Raw genomic sequence first — 13,634 nt, 5'->3', positions numbered from 1 at the left:
CGTTCAGGTGCCGCTCCGGCCGGCGCCATCGAGCACCCCGAGCGCCTCGGCGGCGGTGTGGAACGAGCCGAACACGAGCAAGCGGTCGCCCGACGCGAGCTGCGGCCGTAGCACGGCGAGCGCGGCCGGCACGTCGGGCCAGCGGGTGGCCCCGGCCGCGGCCGTGTCGCCGAGCCGGTCGGCAAACGCATCGACTTGCAGAGCGCGCGGGCCGTGGCCGGGCAGCCCGGCGACGTGCCAACGATCGACGCGGCCCTCGAGCGACGCGACGATCCCCGCGGCGTCCTTGTCGCCCAGCGCGGCGAACAGCGCCTGCGTACGACCCGCCACCGGATGCGCCGCCAGCCACTTCGCGAGTTCGCGCGCCGCCTGCGGGTTGTGGCCGACGTCGACCACGATCTCCGCCCCGCCGCACGCGAACCGCTGCAGCCGCGCCGGCAGCCGCGCTTCGGCGATGCCCCGGCGCAGCGCCTCGTCGTCGATGTCGAGCGGACTCGCGCGCAGCGCCGCGATCGCGACCGCGGCATTGCGCAGTTGCGCCGGCGCCTCGAGCGCGGGCATCGGCAGGTCGACGGCATGGCCGACCTCGCGCCACTGCCAGCGATCGTCACCTGCGTCGACGAAGAAATCGCAGCCGATCCGTAGCGCCTTCGCGCCGATCGCATAGGCATGGCGCAGCACGCTCGACGGGGGATCGGCATCGCCGAGCACCAGCGGCCTCCACGCGCGCGCGATGCCGGCCTTCTCGAAGCCGATCGACTCCACGTCCGGCCCCAGCCAGTCCATGTGGTCGAGGTCGACGGTGGTGATCACCGCCACGTCGGGATCGACGAGGTTGGTGGCGTCGAGCCGACCGCCGAGCCCGACCTCCAGGATCGCAACGTCGAGGCCCGCGCGTTCGAACAGCCACAGCGCGGCGAGCGTACCGACCTCGAAATAGGTGAGCGAGACGTCGCCGCGCGCGGCCTCGATCGTCTCGAACGCCGCGACGATGCCGGCATCGTCCGCGTCGCGGCCGTCGATGCGGATGCGCTCGTTGTAGCGAAGCAGGTGCGGCGACGTGTACGCGCCGACCCGCAGCCCCTGGGCACGCGCGATCGCCTCGACGAACGCGACGGTCGAGCCCTTGCCGTTGGTGCCGCCGACCGTGACGACCACCGGCGCGGGACGCGTCAGCCCGAGCCGTGCGTGCACGGTCCGAATGCGGTCGAGCCCGAGGTCGATCGAGCGCGGATGCTGGCGCTCGAGGCGCTCGAGCCAGTCGGAGAGCAGTGCGGACATCGGGACGCGCAGGCGGCAGGGGCGCGCATTGTCGCACCCGCGTCTCGCCCGCATGGCGCAGCGGGCGGGACGCCGAGGTCCCGCCCGGTCGAGGCCCTACAGCGCCCGGTGCACCGCTTCGCCGAACAGCGCGGTGTGGTGGCTGCAGTCGTTGAGCCGCACGACGTCGAGGCGGTCGACCGCATCGCCTTCGAGCAGGTTGAGCGTCGTCGGCGCCTGCCGGAACCGCCACAGGTGCGACAACGGCAGCCCGAGCACCCGACACAGCAGCACGCGGTTCACCGCATCGTGCGCGACCACGAGCAGCGTCTCGTCCGCGCCGAGTCCGTCGCAGGCACGCGCGAATGCGGGCCAAGCGCGATCGAGCACGCCCTGCAGCGATTCGCCGCCGGGCATCTGCACGGTGTCCGGTGCATCCCGCCAGGCGGCGAGCCGTTCGCCGTCGCGCTCGCGGATCTCGCTCGCGAGCAGGCCTTCCCAATCGCCATGCGCGATCTCCATCAGGCCGGCATCGGTGGCGAGCATCGACGCGCGATCGCCGAGTGCGATCTGCGCGGTGCGCTGCGCGCGCGAGAGCGGCGACGCGACCGCACGCGCGATGGGCACCTCGCGCAGGCGCACGCCCAGCGCCGCGGCCTGCGCCTCGCCGACGGGCGACAGCGCGATGTCTTCCTGGCCCTGGTAGCGGCCTTCGGCGTTCCACGGCGTCTCCCCATGGCGGGCAAGCAGGATCCTCATGGCTCAGACCTGCTGCAGCGAGTAGACACCCGGCGTCGCGCACAGGTGCTGCACCTGCGCCTCGTCGAGCGGACGATCGACCGTGATCGCCGCGCGTGCGTAGCCGTCGCCCGCCGCACCGAGTGCGAAGTTGATGATGTTGATGCCGGCGCTGCCGAGCGCGGAGCCCACGGTGCCGACCATGCCCGGCCGGTCCTCGTTGCGCATCAGCAGCACGTGCGCGAGCGGATCGAATTCGATCTCGACGCCGTCCAGCGCGACCACGCGCGGGCCGCGATGCAGCGTCGCGTCTATCTCGCGCTTCACCTCGCGGCCGTTCGCGCCCTCGCCCTCCACGGTCAGTCGCACGAGGCGGTCGAAGCCGAGGCCGTCGCCGCCCATGGTTTCCGCTACTTCGAGCCCGCGCGCGACGGCCTCCTGCAGCGCGTTGACCGGCGTGACACGACCCGACGCGGCGCCGAGCAGCGAAGCCACCAGCAGACGCGTGAGTGGACGCGTGTCCAGCCCGTCGGTGCGCCCGGCGTAGCGGATGTGCAGGCGCGTCGGCGCGGGCACGAGGCGCGAGGCGACGCGACCGAGCGCCGTCATCAGCGGCATCCACGGCCCGACCTCGCGCGCGGCCTCGGCCGTGAGCGGCGGCAGGTTGACGCAGCCGGCGACGGCGCCGGTGCCCACGAAATCGATGATCTGTCGCGCGAGGATGGTGCTCACCGCCTGTTGCGCCTCGCTGGTGGACGCGCCGAGGTGCGGCGTGAGCACGAGGTTCGGATGCGCGCGCAGCGGCGAATCGGCCGCGAGCGGCTCGGTGACGAACGTATCGAGCGCGGCGCCGGCAAGGTGGCCCTCGTCGAGCAGGCGCAGCAGCGCGGCCTCGTCGACCAGCCCGCCACGCGCCGCGTTGATCAGCATCGCGCCCGGCTTCATCGCCCGCATGCGCGCTTCCGACAGCAGGTTCGTCGTCTCCTTCGTGCGCGGAATGTGCAGCGTCACGATGTCGGCCCAGGCCAGCAGGTCGTCCAGCGTCATCAGCGGCACGCTGCCCTTGCCGGCCGCGGATGCAGGCAGGAACGGATCGAACGCCGCGACCTCCATGCCGATGCCCTGCGCCTTGCGGGCGACCGTGCCGCCGATGCGGCCGAGGCCGATCACGCCGAGCCGCTTGCCCTCCAGCTCGAAGCCCGTCAGGCCCACCTTCGGCCACTGCCCCGCCTTCATGCCGGCGTCGGCCTTCGGCACGTGCCGCGCGAGCGCGAACAGCAGCGCGATCGCATGCTCGGCCGCGGCGAGCGTGTTGCCGTCCGGCGCATTCATCACGGCGATCCCGCGCTCGGTGGCGGCGTCGACGTCGATCGTGTCGACGCCCGCGCCGGCGCGGCCGATCACCTTCAATCGCGTGGCCTTCGCCAGCGCGGCGGCCGGCACCTTCGTCGCCGAGCGCACCAGCACGGCGTCGACATCCGCGAGCGCGGCGGCGAGGACCTCGGCGTCCTTGATCGGTTCGGGGGCGACCTCGACGTCCCAGCCGGCACGGCGGAACAGGTCGAGACCGTCTTCATGGATTCCATCGCAGGCCAGCACTCGCATCGGTGTCGCGCTCCATTGGTGAGGGAAGCGCGGATGCCCTGCCAGCCGGCCGTCGCACGGGCCCTTCGGGCCACGACGGTTGATGCGGTCGAACACGCATGCACGGCGGCATGCGCTACTGCGGGTCGGGAGACGGGGCCGGCTGGCATGGGAATCCGCGACGCACGGAGCCTAGCAGACGTCGGCGTTGGCGGAATTCACTGGCCGACCGGCGGCGCGGCGTCGATCATGGCGGCATCCACCACCGGAGTTCGCGATGCCCATCGTCCAAGGCCGCTTCCACGTCCAGCGCACGCCGCAGGGCGCCCTCGACCTCGGCGACGGCGCGCAGGCCATGCACCTGCGCTTCGACAAGACGTTCGAAGGGCGGCTCGAAGCCACGAGCGTGGTGCACATGATGGCGGTGGGTACCGGCGTGGAGGGCTCGGCCGGCTATGTCGCGGTCGAGCGGCTGGATGCGCGGCTCGATGGCCGCGCCGGCCGCTTCTCGATGATGCATTTCGGCGTGATGGACCGCGGCATGCCGTCGCTCCGGCTCGAGGTGGTGCCCGACTCTGCCGACGGCGAGCTCCTCGGCCTGCGCGGCACGATGCGCATCGACATCACGGATGGCGCGCACTTCTACACGTTCGACTACACGCTGCCCGCCGGCTGATCGCCCCACGGAAAAGGCCGGCATCGCGCCGGCCTTTCCGTCATCGCCGTGCGTCGATCAACGACGCTCGGGCACGCCCAGCTCCTGCAGCAGCTGCGGCGCCGGATAGACCTCCTGCATGATCCAGCGGATGTAGCGCTGGTCGACCGAGATCATCCGCGTCATCGCCGGATCGAAGATCCAGTTGCTGCTCACCGACTCCCAGTTGCCGTCGAAGGCCAGGCCCACCAGCTTGCCCTGCGCGTCGAGCACGGGCGAGCCCGAATTGCCACCCGTGATGTCGAGGTCGGACAGGAAGTTCACCGGCACGGTGCCAAGACGCTTGTCGGCGAGGCCGCCGTAGTTCTTCGCGGCGATCGCATCGAGCTGCACCTTCGGCGCATCGAACGGATCCTTGCCCGTCGCCTTCTGCGCGACCTGCTCGAGCGTGGTGAACGACGGCTGCTTCGAGCCGTCGCTCTTCGTGTAGCCCATCACGTTGCCGAACGTGATGCGCAGCGACGAGTTGGCATCCGGATACACGGCCTGGCCGTGGCTCTTGCGGTAGTCCGCGATCGCCTGCAGCGCGACCGGCCGCGCGACGAGTGCATCGCCGGCGCGCGTCTTCGCATCCTCTTCGAGGCGCAGCACGTCCGGCATCACCGCCACCGCGAACTGCAGGGCCGGATCCTTCGACGACTCGAGCGTCGCGCGGTCCGCGTTCAACAGCGCGACGCGCGAGGCCGTGTCGCCGAGCTTCGTCTTGGCGAGGCGATCGAGCGCGCGGTCGATCGACTTCGCATCGGTGCCGCCGAGCCAGGTGTCGAGCGAAGCGATGCGTTCGCTCGCCGGCAGCTTCGCGTACTCCCGCAGCCAGTAGGCGATGAGCTCGCGATCCATCTGCGGCTGGTAGCGACGCTCCATCTGTCGCATCGCGCCTTCGAGCGCCGGCAGGTCGCGCTGCTGGTAGCCGGACTCGCGCTCGGCATCCGGCCTGGTGCGTTCGATCGAGGCGCGGTACAGCTGCATCGCCGCGCCGAGCACGCCCGTGCTGCGCAGCTGGCCGAAGACGAGGTCGCGTTCACGATGGGCCCGTGCCTCGTCGCCGAGCTGGTCGAGGCGCTCGTACGCCGCGAGGCCCGCCTGCCCGCGCGCGCCCTGCGAGCGCAGCCACGCCAGCACCGCCTTCTCTTCCGCGTTCTTGCGACCCGCCGCGCCGATGCGACGGAAGCCTTCCAGCTGGCCGTCGTAATTCTTCATCGCGTTCTGCCAGCCGCGCACCGTCGCGGCGTACTTCACGCCGATGTCGGGGTTGCGGCGGCCCGCGGCCTCGACCATCGCGACGAGGTTCTTGTAGTGCTGGCCGACCGTCGGATACGTCCAGCCCGAGGTCGCCTCGAATTCGCTGGCGAGCGCGTATCGGCTCGTGCTGCCCGGATAGCCCGCGACCATCACGAAATCGCCTTCGCCCAGCGGCTTGTCGGCGATCTTCAGGAAGTGCTTCGGGCGATAGGGCACGTTGTCCGGCGAATACGCGGCCGGTCGACCGTCCTTGCCGACGTAGGCCCGGTAGAACGAGAAGTCGCCGGTGTGGCGCGGCCACATCCAGTTGTCGACTTCGCCGCCGTAGTTGCCGACGCTGCGCGGCGGCGCGTAGGCCAGGCGCACGTCGCGGATCTCGAGGTTCTTGAACAGGCGGTACGTGTTGCCGCCGGCGAAGCTGTACAGGCGGCAGCGATAGCCCGGCGTGGCCTCGCAACCGGCGACCAGCTTCTTCTCCAGCGCGTCGAGCGCCTTCGTGCGGCCCAGCGCGTCGGGCGCGCCGGCGATGGCCGCCTGCACCTGCCGGGTGACGTCCAGGATCGACTCGAGCGCGTAGATCCGCGCGTTCGGTCCGGCGGACAGCTCGTCGTTCGTCGTCGGCGCGTTGAAGCCGGTCTCGATGAGGTTCTTCTGCGCCGTCGAATTGAGCTGGATCGCGCCGTAGGCGCAATGGTGGTTCGTCACCACCAGGCCCTGCGGGGAAACGAAGCTCGCCGTGCAGCCGCCGAGCGAGACCACCGCGCCCATCGGGTCGCCGGTGAGGTCGGCGAGCTGGCGCGCGTTGAGCTTGAGCCCCGCCTTCTTCAGCGGCCCGGCGATGTCGGGCAGCTGCTGGGGCACCCACATGCCTTCGGCGGCGAATGCGCCTGCGGAGGCGGTCGCGAGCGCGACGAGGGTGGCGACGGCGAGGCGGCGATGGCGCATGGGGGTCTCCGGAAGGCGTGACGCGGGATCGGGGAGTCTAGCGACGGTCCGCGTGGCGCCGGGAATGACGATCGTCACGGCCGGCGCCCCGCGGCTGCACGGTTCATTCGGCGGGCAGGCCCATCTCGGCGAGCAGCTGCGGCGCCGGGTAGACCTTCGCCATCAGCCAGCGCATGTAGCGCATGTCGACGTGGATCGCGCGCTTGTACCGCGGGTCGTACATCCAGCTCGCGCTGACCGCTTCCCAGTTGCTGTCGAAGTTGAGTGCGATGAGCTTGCCATCCGCATCGAGCACGGGCGAGCCGGAGTTGCCGCCGGTGGTGTCGAGGTCGGTGAGGATGTCGACCGTCTGCGTCTTCAATGCCGGCTCGGCGGTGCTGCCGAAGTCGCTCTTCGCGATCGCGTCGCGCAGCGGCTTCGGCGCGTCGAACGGCTTCACGCCGGTGTGCTTTTCGAGGATGCCGGCCACGGTGGTCACCGGCACGTAGTGCACCCCGTCGCGCGGGTCCATGCCGCGCAGGTTGCCGTAGCTCACCCGCAGCGTGGAGTTCGCATCGGGGTACACCGCGCGGCCCTGCGACTTCCGGTACGCGACGAGCGCCTTCATATACGACGGCCGCAGCCGCAGCAGGTCGCCCTCGCGCACCTTGGACTCGTCCTCGAGCCGCAGCACGGCCGGCAGCAGCGTGGCCGCCGCCTGCAGCAGCGGATCCGGGTCCGACTTCAGCGTCGCCGCATCGCGCGCCATCGCCGCCAGCCGCACCGTTTCGTCGCCGAGCTTCGTGCCCGCATACAGCGCATCCAGCTTGGCGCGCGCCTCGTCGGCCGTGCGACCGAAGACGGCGTCGAACTCCGGGACGTGCTGCGCCGCCGGCAGCGCCTGGTACTGGGCGAGCAGGTTCATCAGCAGCGCCTTCTCGACCGCGGCGTCGAAGCGGCGCTGCACCTGCTTCAGCTGCCCGGTGATCAGGGCTTCATCGCGCTGCTGGTACCCCGATTCGCGTTGCGCGTCGGGCTTGACCCGCTCGTGTGCCAGGCGTTGCACGGTGAGGGCGGCGCGCAGCAGCTGGGTCTGGCTGCGGATCATGCCGAGCAGCTGGTCACGGTCCCGCACGGCGGCGGCGCGGTCGAGGATTTGCTGCACTGCGGCAACATCTTTGCGGGTCGCGGCGGCCTGCGGCTGCTTGGCGAGCCAGGCCAGCATGGCGGTCTCGTCGTCGCCGCGGACCCGGCCGGCATCGCTGCGGCGCAGGCCGTCGAGCTCGCCCTGCGCCCGCTTGAGCGTGTTCTTCAGGCTCTGCACCTGCGCGGCGTAGAGCACGCGCGATTCCGGCGCGGTCGCCGTCTTTTCGATCGTGTCGATCATCCCCTGGCTCAGCGCGACGCGCGTCGGCAGCTGCCAGTCGATCTGCTGCACGAACTCGCTGGCCATGCGATGGCGGAAGGTCACGCCCGGGTAGCCCGCGAGCATCGCGAAGTCGCCCTCGCCCACGTTGCGCGTCGACACCTGCAGGTGCGCGGGCGGCGTGTACGGGACGTTGTCCGGGCTGAAGTCGGCGGGCTTGCCGTCGCGCCCGACGTAGGCGCGAAGCACGGTGAAATCGCCTGAATGGCGCGGCCAGACGAAGTTGTCGACCTCGTCGCCGTAGTTGCCGATCTGGTCCGGCGGCGCGTAGACCAGCCGCACGTCGCGCAGCTCGAGCTGGCGGATCAGGTAGAAGTCGGTGCCGTAATACATGTTGGCGACGCTGCAGCGCAGCCCGGCCTCGCGCTCGCACTCGGCGATGGCGGCCTTGGTCGCGGCGTCGACCGCGTCGTAGTAGGCGCGGCCGGACTTGCCCTTCGCGCCCGCGAGGATGCGATCGGTGATGCGATCGAAGCCGGTCGTCACCAGCACGCGGTAGTCCGGCGCGGCCGACAGCTCCTCCGCGCGCGTCTTCGCGACGTAGCCGTTGGCGATGAGGTCGCGGTCCGCGCGGCTGTTGTACTGGATCACCGGGAACGCGACGTGGTGGTTCGTGAGCACCAGGCCGTCCTTCGAGACGAAGGCGCCGGTCGCGCCGCCGACCTTCACCACCGCGCTCAACGGCGGTCGGGTGAGGTCGGCCAGGGCGGCGGGATCGCCCGCGAAGCCGGCGGCCTTGAGCTGGGCGGCGATCTCGGGCAGCTGGGACGGCATCCACATGCCCTCGGACGCGGCAGCGGGGGCGATGGACAGGGCGAGAGCGGTGGCAAGCAGACGGCGGCGCATGGTCGGGCGTTCCCCGGAAGGCGGCCGCCGACGATATACGAGGCCCCGTCGACGGCGCCATGCCGGCGGGGCCTTCAGCCACCGGTCCGTATAATTCGCGTTCCGTCGCGCACCACGCACCGCAGGCCTGCCGCATGTCCGAGACCGTCACCGTTCCCCTGCCCGCGCAGACGATGCGCGCCCTCGTGAAGCGCGAAGCCGCCAAGGGCATCTGGATGGAGGACGTGCCGGTGCCGGTGCCCGGCCCGAACGAAGTCCTGATCAAGCTCGAGAAGACGGCGATCTGCGGCACCGACCTGCACATCTACCTGTGGGACGAGTGGAGCCAGCGCACCATCAAGCCGGGCCTCGTGATCGGCCACGAGTTCGTGGGCCGCATCACCGCGCTCGGTACCGGCGTCACCGGCTATTCGATCGGGCAGCGCGTCTCGGCCGAAGGGCACATCGTCTGCGGGCACTGCCGCAACTGCCGCGCGGGCAAGCAGCACCTGTGCCCGAACACCGTGGGCATCGGCGTGAACCGCAACGGCGCGTTCGCCGAGTACATCGTCATGCCGGCCTCGAACCTGTGGCCGATCCCGGACCAGATCCCGTCCGAGCTCGCCGCGTTCTTCGACCCGTACGGAAACGCCGCGCACTGCGCACTCGAATTCGACGTGGTCGGCGAGGACGTGCTGATCACCGGCGCCGGCCCGATCGGCATCATCGCCGCCGGCATCTGCAAGCACATCGGCGCGCGCAACGTGGTGGTGACGGACGTCAACGACTACCGCCTGAAGCTCGCCGCCGACATGGGTGCGACGCGCGTGGTCAACGTGGCGAACACCTCGCTCAAGGACGTGATGAAGGACCTCCACATGGAGGGCTTCGACGTGGGGCTCGAGATGAGCGGCAACCCGCGCGCGTTCAACGACATGCTCGACTGCATGTACAACGGCGGCAAGATCGCGATGCTCGGCATCATGCCCAAGGGCGCGGGCGCCGACTGGGACAAGATCATCTTCAAGGGCCTCACGCTCCACGGCATCTACGGCCGTCGCATGTACGAGACCTGGTACAAGATGACGCAGCTCGTGCTGTCGGGCTTCCCGCTCGGAAAGGTGCTCACGCACCAGATGCCCATCGACGATTTCCAGAAGGGTTTCGACCTGATGGAAGCCGGCAAGAGCGGCAAGATCGTCCTGAGCTGGAACTAAGGCCTCGACGATGGACGTCGGACTGATCCTCGTTGTGGTGGCGCTCGCGATCGGCGCGTTCGCCCTGCGCAGGGCGAAGACCACGGCCGACGGACTGCGCAGCGCCGGCGACACGGGCGGCTACGACAGCACCGCGCCGATGGGCAGCTACGACGCCTCCTACGCTACGACTGCGGATGACGATCGTGCGTCCGCGTCCGACAACTGCAGCGACGCTGCCGACGCATCGTCATGGGACACCTGCGACAGCAGCGACAGTTCCAGCTCCGACAGTTCCAGCTCCGACTGATCCCATTGCCCGAGGGCAGGACCCGCATGTCACTCACCGAACGATTTGAGACCACCCTCGACGAGATCCGCGACGCGGGCCTGTTCAAGGCCGAGCGCATCATCACCTCGCCGCAGGCCGCCGAGATCCAGCTCGAGGACGGCCGCACCGTCCTCAACTTCTGCGCCAACAACTACCTCGGGCTCGCCGACCATCCGGCGATCATCGCCGAAGCCAAGAAGGCGCTCGACACCCACGGCTTCGGCATGGCGAGCGTGCGCTTCATCTGCGGCACGCAGGACCTCCACAAGCAGCTGGAGAAGACGATTGCCGACTTCTTCGGCACGGAGGACACCATCCTCTACGCCGCCTGCTTCGACGCGAACGGCGGCCTCTTCGAGCCGCTGCTCGACGAGAACGACGCGATCATCTCCGACGCGCTCAACCATGCCTCGATCATCGACGGCGTGCGCCTGTGCAAGGCCAAGCGCTACCGCTACGCCAACTGCGATATGGCCGACCTCGAGAAGCAGTTGCAGCAGGCGAAGGCGGACGGCGCCCGCACGATCATAGTCACGACCGACGGTGTCTTCTCGATGGACGGCTTCATCGCGCCGCTCGACGAGATCACCGCGCTCGCCGAAAAGTACGGCGCCCTCGTGCACATCGACGAATGCCATGCGACGGGTTTCCTCGGCGCGACCGGCCGCGGCTCCGCGGAAGTGAAGGGCGTCATGGAGAAGATCGACATCTTCACCGGCACGCTCGGCAAGGCGATGGGCGGCGCGCTCGGCGGCTTCACGACGGCGAAGCGCGAGGTGATCGAGCTGTTGCGCCAGCGGTCGCGACCGTACCTGTTCTCCAACTCGCTCCCGCCGCACGTCGTGGCGGCGGGCATCAAGGCGTTCGAGATGCTGTCCGAGGCCGGCGACCTGCGCACGCAGCTGCAGGAGAACACGCGCTACTTCCGCGAGCGCATGACGTCGATCGGCTTCGACATCAAGCCCGGCGTGCACCCGATCAGCCCGGTCATGCTCTACGACGCGCCGCTCGCGCAGAAGTTCGCGCAGCGCCTGCTCGAGGAAGGCATCTACGCGATCGGCTTCTTCTTCCCGGTAGTGCCGAAGGGCCAGGCGCGCATCCGCACGCAGATCTCGGCGGCGCACACGCGCGCGCACCTCGACCGCGCGATCGACGCCTTCACCCGCATCGGCCGCGAACTGGGCGTACTCGAGGCCTAATGGCCGGCCGCGCACCGGGCTTCTGCACGGGGGCATCGCGGCGCTCCGGGCGAATGCGGAGGACGATGACGGTGCCCCGTCGCGCGACCGATTCGCCGTGCAGGGCGCCGTCGAGCGTCCGGCGTGATCGTTCGATTGAAGGTCCGCAGCGGGCATCACAGCGTCCGACGGGGCGGATCGTGTCCGCGCGTCGGCATCGCGCTCTACCCGGCCCTTTCGGCGCTCCGGCCGTCTAAGGAGCGCGACGCCGATGCGCCCTGCCCTGCGTCGGCTGTTTCTTCTGGCCGTGAGCACCGACGCAGAGGCGCACTGCGACGGCGACCGCTGGACGACCCGCTGCCTCCACTGCCGTACGCGGTTGCAGGTCCGTACCGACGGCACGCCCGAAGGTTCTGCTTCGCTCGAGCACGTCGTGCCTCGCGCCTGGTTCGGCAAGCGCGCCGCATCCGCGATGACGGCGCGCGTCGCGGATGCGCCGGACGATGCCCGCAACCTCGCGGTCGCCTGCGCGCGCTGCAACCAGGACAAGGGCAAGGGTCCCGATGCACGCGGCCCATCGGACGCCCGGGCCTTCGAGGTCGTCGAAACGCTTCTGGCCCGCCGCCTCGCCCGCTGGCGCGACGCGACGTCGTAGACCACTTCGCGCCGTCCGGATGCCGTGCGGCTCCGGCCTGTCTTGTCTCAGGATGTCGAGAGGCCTGCGATTTCCGACGGCTCGAGCCTCCGCCAGGCGCCCTTCGCCAGCGTGCCCAGGGTCACCGGTCCGATGGCGACGCGCACCAGTCGCAGTACGCCCGTGCCGTGCGCCTCGAGCAACCGGCGGATGTGCCGGTTGCGCCCCTCGTCGAGGACGATCTCCAGCCACGCATTGCGCTGGCCCTGGCGCAGCAGCGTCGCGCTCACCGCGGCGAGGCGTTCGCCTGCGTCATCGATGCCAGAGACGAGCGCCGACACGAGCGCCTCGTCCGGAAGGCGGTCGACCTGCACGTGATAGGTCTTGCGCAGCCCGTGGACGGGGTCGGTGATGGACGCGGCCCACGCCGGATCGTTCGAGAACAGCAGCAGGCCCTCGCTCGCCTTGTCGAGCCGGCCGACGGGTGCGATCCACGACAGGCCGCTGCCGTCGAAACAGCGATAGACGGTGTCGCGGCCGCGCTCGTCGCGCGTCGTCGTCACCAGGCCGCGGGGCTTGTTCAATGCGACGTAGAGCGGCGGCACGGACGCCTCGTCCGCACCCTGGACGTCAACGCGGTCGACCTCCATGCGCACGGGAAATTCGGGATCGCGAACGACGCGGCCGTTGACGGCGACGCGGCCGGCGCGGATCCATTCGGCGGCCTGCGTGCGCGAGCAGAGCCCACGCTTGGACAGCACGCGGGCGAGACCGTGACGCGGCGCGCCGGGCCCGCCTGTCATCCGCGGATTACTTGGCTTCGCCTTCCGCGGGCGGCGGAGGCGCGACCGGGGCCGGTGCCGCGCCCTTCGCCACGCGAACGCCCTTGGCCTTCATCCACGCGTCGAATTCATCGGCGGTCATGCGCTTGCCGTTCTGGTTCATGTCGAACCGCCACGGGGTGTTGTCGAACGCGGTCTGCGGCTTGTACGACGCCGGATCCGCTCCCGGAACGAACTGGCCGGGCTTGGTCGACATCGCCATCGCGCGGCACTTCTCGATGCGCAGGCGAAGCAACACGGAATCGAGCGTCTGCGTCTGGTCGAACGCCTGCGCGAGCACGCCGCTGGGCGCGCCCAGCATCGGCGCCGGCGCGACCAGCTCGGGCGCCAGCGCGGATCCGGCCGCGGGCATCGAGGGCGTGCGCGCGAGCGCGGTGCAGGCATCCTGCGCCCAGGCGATCGGGGCGACGAGCATCAGGGACGACAGGACGAGGCGGCGCATGGCGGACTCCGGCAGCGGGGCGGGCGGCGGCACAGCATACGACGCACGGGTGAAGCAGAGCGTGCGCGGATCGTGATGTCCGGCGGCTGCGACCGGTCGCCTGGACCGCGCCGCACGCGTCTGGATTGGCCAAAAAAGAAGCCCGGCCGAGGCCGGGCTTCCGTTACCGCTGCAGAGGCCTTACTGGCCGTTCTGCACGTTCAGCTCGGTGCGACGGTTACGCTCGCTCTTGCACTCCGGCAGGGTCTGCGGGGTGTTCTCGAGCGGGCGGCTCTCGCCGTAACCGTTCGGGCCGGC

At 70.3% G+C, this 13,634-nt stretch carries 12 protein-coding genes; 5 read left to right on the top strand and 7 right to left on the bottom strand.

Annotation, left to right across the window (positions count from 1 at the left end; all coding sequences use genetic code 11):
- Positions 1 to 3: 3 nt before the first annotated feature.
- The 3 genes from folC to serA all read right to left on the bottom strand — a co-directional run bounded on the left by folC (position 4) and on the right by serA (position 3,603).
- On the bottom strand, positions 4 to 1,281 hold the full coding sequence (folC, locus tag ACY35P_RS01965) for a bifunctional tetrahydrofolate synthase/dihydrofolate synthase (protein ID WP_462114144.1): 1,278 nt from the start codon (positions 1,279 to 1,281) through the stop codon (positions 4 to 6).
- A gap of 96 nt (positions 1,282 to 1,377) precedes the next feature.
- Positions 1,378 to 2,019, bottom strand: coding sequence for a histidine phosphatase family protein (locus ACY35P_RS01960; protein WP_462114143.1), 642 nt, complete (start codon positions 2,017 to 2,019; stop codon positions 1,378 to 1,380).
- 3 nt (positions 2,020 to 2,022) lie between these two features.
- The gene (gene serA, locus ACY35P_RS01955; RefSeq protein ID WP_462114142.1) at positions 2,023 to 3,603 is read right to left on the bottom strand and encodes a phosphoglycerate dehydrogenase; all 1,581 of its coding nucleotides are present in this window, start codon (positions 3,601 to 3,603) and stop codon (positions 2,023 to 2,025) included.
- A gap of 256 nt (positions 3,604 to 3,859) precedes the next feature.
- Between serA and ACY35P_RS01950 the strand changes: the two genes are divergently transcribed.
- Complete coding sequence (locus tag ACY35P_RS01950) at positions 3,860 to 4,258, top strand: DUF3224 domain-containing protein (RefSeq protein WP_462114141.1); 399 nt, start codon at positions 3,860 to 3,862, stop codon at positions 4,256 to 4,258.
- Between the two features lie 57 nt (positions 4,259 to 4,315).
- Here the strand turns inward: ACY35P_RS01950 and ACY35P_RS01945 are convergent, their stop codons facing one another.
- Positions 4,316 to 6,484 carry a S46 family peptidase gene (locus ACY35P_RS01945; protein WP_462114140.1) on the bottom strand — a complete coding sequence of 723 codons (2,169 nt, stop codon included), beginning with the start codon at positions 6,482 to 6,484 and terminating at the stop codon, positions 4,316 to 4,318.
- Positions 6,485 to 6,587: 103 nt separating this feature from the next.
- Positions 6,588 to 8,735 (bottom strand): S46 family peptidase, encoded by a 2,148-nt coding sequence (locus ACY35P_RS01940; protein ID WP_462114139.1) that lies wholly within the window; start codon positions 8,733 to 8,735, stop codon positions 6,588 to 6,590.
- Between the two features lie 173 nt (positions 8,736 to 8,908).
- Here ACY35P_RS01940 and tdh point away from each other — a divergent pair, with 173 nt between their 5' ends.
- The 4 genes from tdh (at position 8,909) to ACY35P_RS01920 (ending at position 12,074) form a co-directional block, all read left to right on the top strand.
- The gene (gene tdh / locus ACY35P_RS01935; RefSeq protein WP_462114253.1) at positions 8,909 to 9,931 is read left to right on the top strand and encodes an L-threonine 3-dehydrogenase; all 1,023 of its coding nucleotides are present in this window, start codon (positions 8,909 to 8,911) and stop codon (positions 9,929 to 9,931) included.
- Between the two features lie 10 nt (positions 9,932 to 9,941).
- Positions 9,942 to 10,220, top strand: a complete 279-nt coding sequence (locus ACY35P_RS01930; protein ID WP_462114138.1) for a hypothetical protein — start codon at positions 9,942 to 9,944, stop codon at positions 10,218 to 10,220.
- 26 nt (positions 10,221 to 10,246) lie between these two features.
- On the top strand, positions 10,247 to 11,440 hold the full coding sequence (gene kbl / locus ACY35P_RS01925) for a glycine C-acetyltransferase (protein ID WP_462114137.1): 1,194 nt from the start codon (positions 10,247 to 10,249) through the stop codon (positions 11,438 to 11,440).
- A 250-nt stretch (positions 11,441 to 11,690) separates the two neighbouring features.
- Entirely contained in the window at positions 11,691 to 12,074 is a 384-nt protein-coding gene (locus tag ACY35P_RS01920; RefSeq protein ID WP_462114136.1) for an HNH endonuclease, read from the top strand.
- Positions 12,075 to 12,121: 47 nt separating this feature from the next.
- Here ACY35P_RS01920 and ACY35P_RS01915 read toward each other — a convergent pair whose 3' ends face one another.
- Both ACY35P_RS01915 and ACY35P_RS01910 read right to left on the bottom strand, forming a co-directional pair.
- Complete coding sequence (locus ACY35P_RS01915; protein ID WP_462114135.1) at positions 12,122 to 12,856, bottom strand: pseudouridine synthase; 735 nt, start codon at positions 12,854 to 12,856, stop codon at positions 12,122 to 12,124.
- Positions 12,857 to 12,863: 7 nt separating this feature from the next.
- On the bottom strand, positions 12,864 to 13,337 hold the full coding sequence (locus ACY35P_RS01910; RefSeq protein ID WP_462114134.1) for a hypothetical protein: 474 nt from the start codon (positions 13,335 to 13,337) through the stop codon (positions 12,864 to 12,866).
- Positions 13,338 to 13,634 lie beyond the last annotated feature (297 nt).

This window comes from Lysobacter xanthus (assembly GCF_047159895.1).
This window is presented reverse-complemented; position numbering and strand designations above follow the sequence as displayed.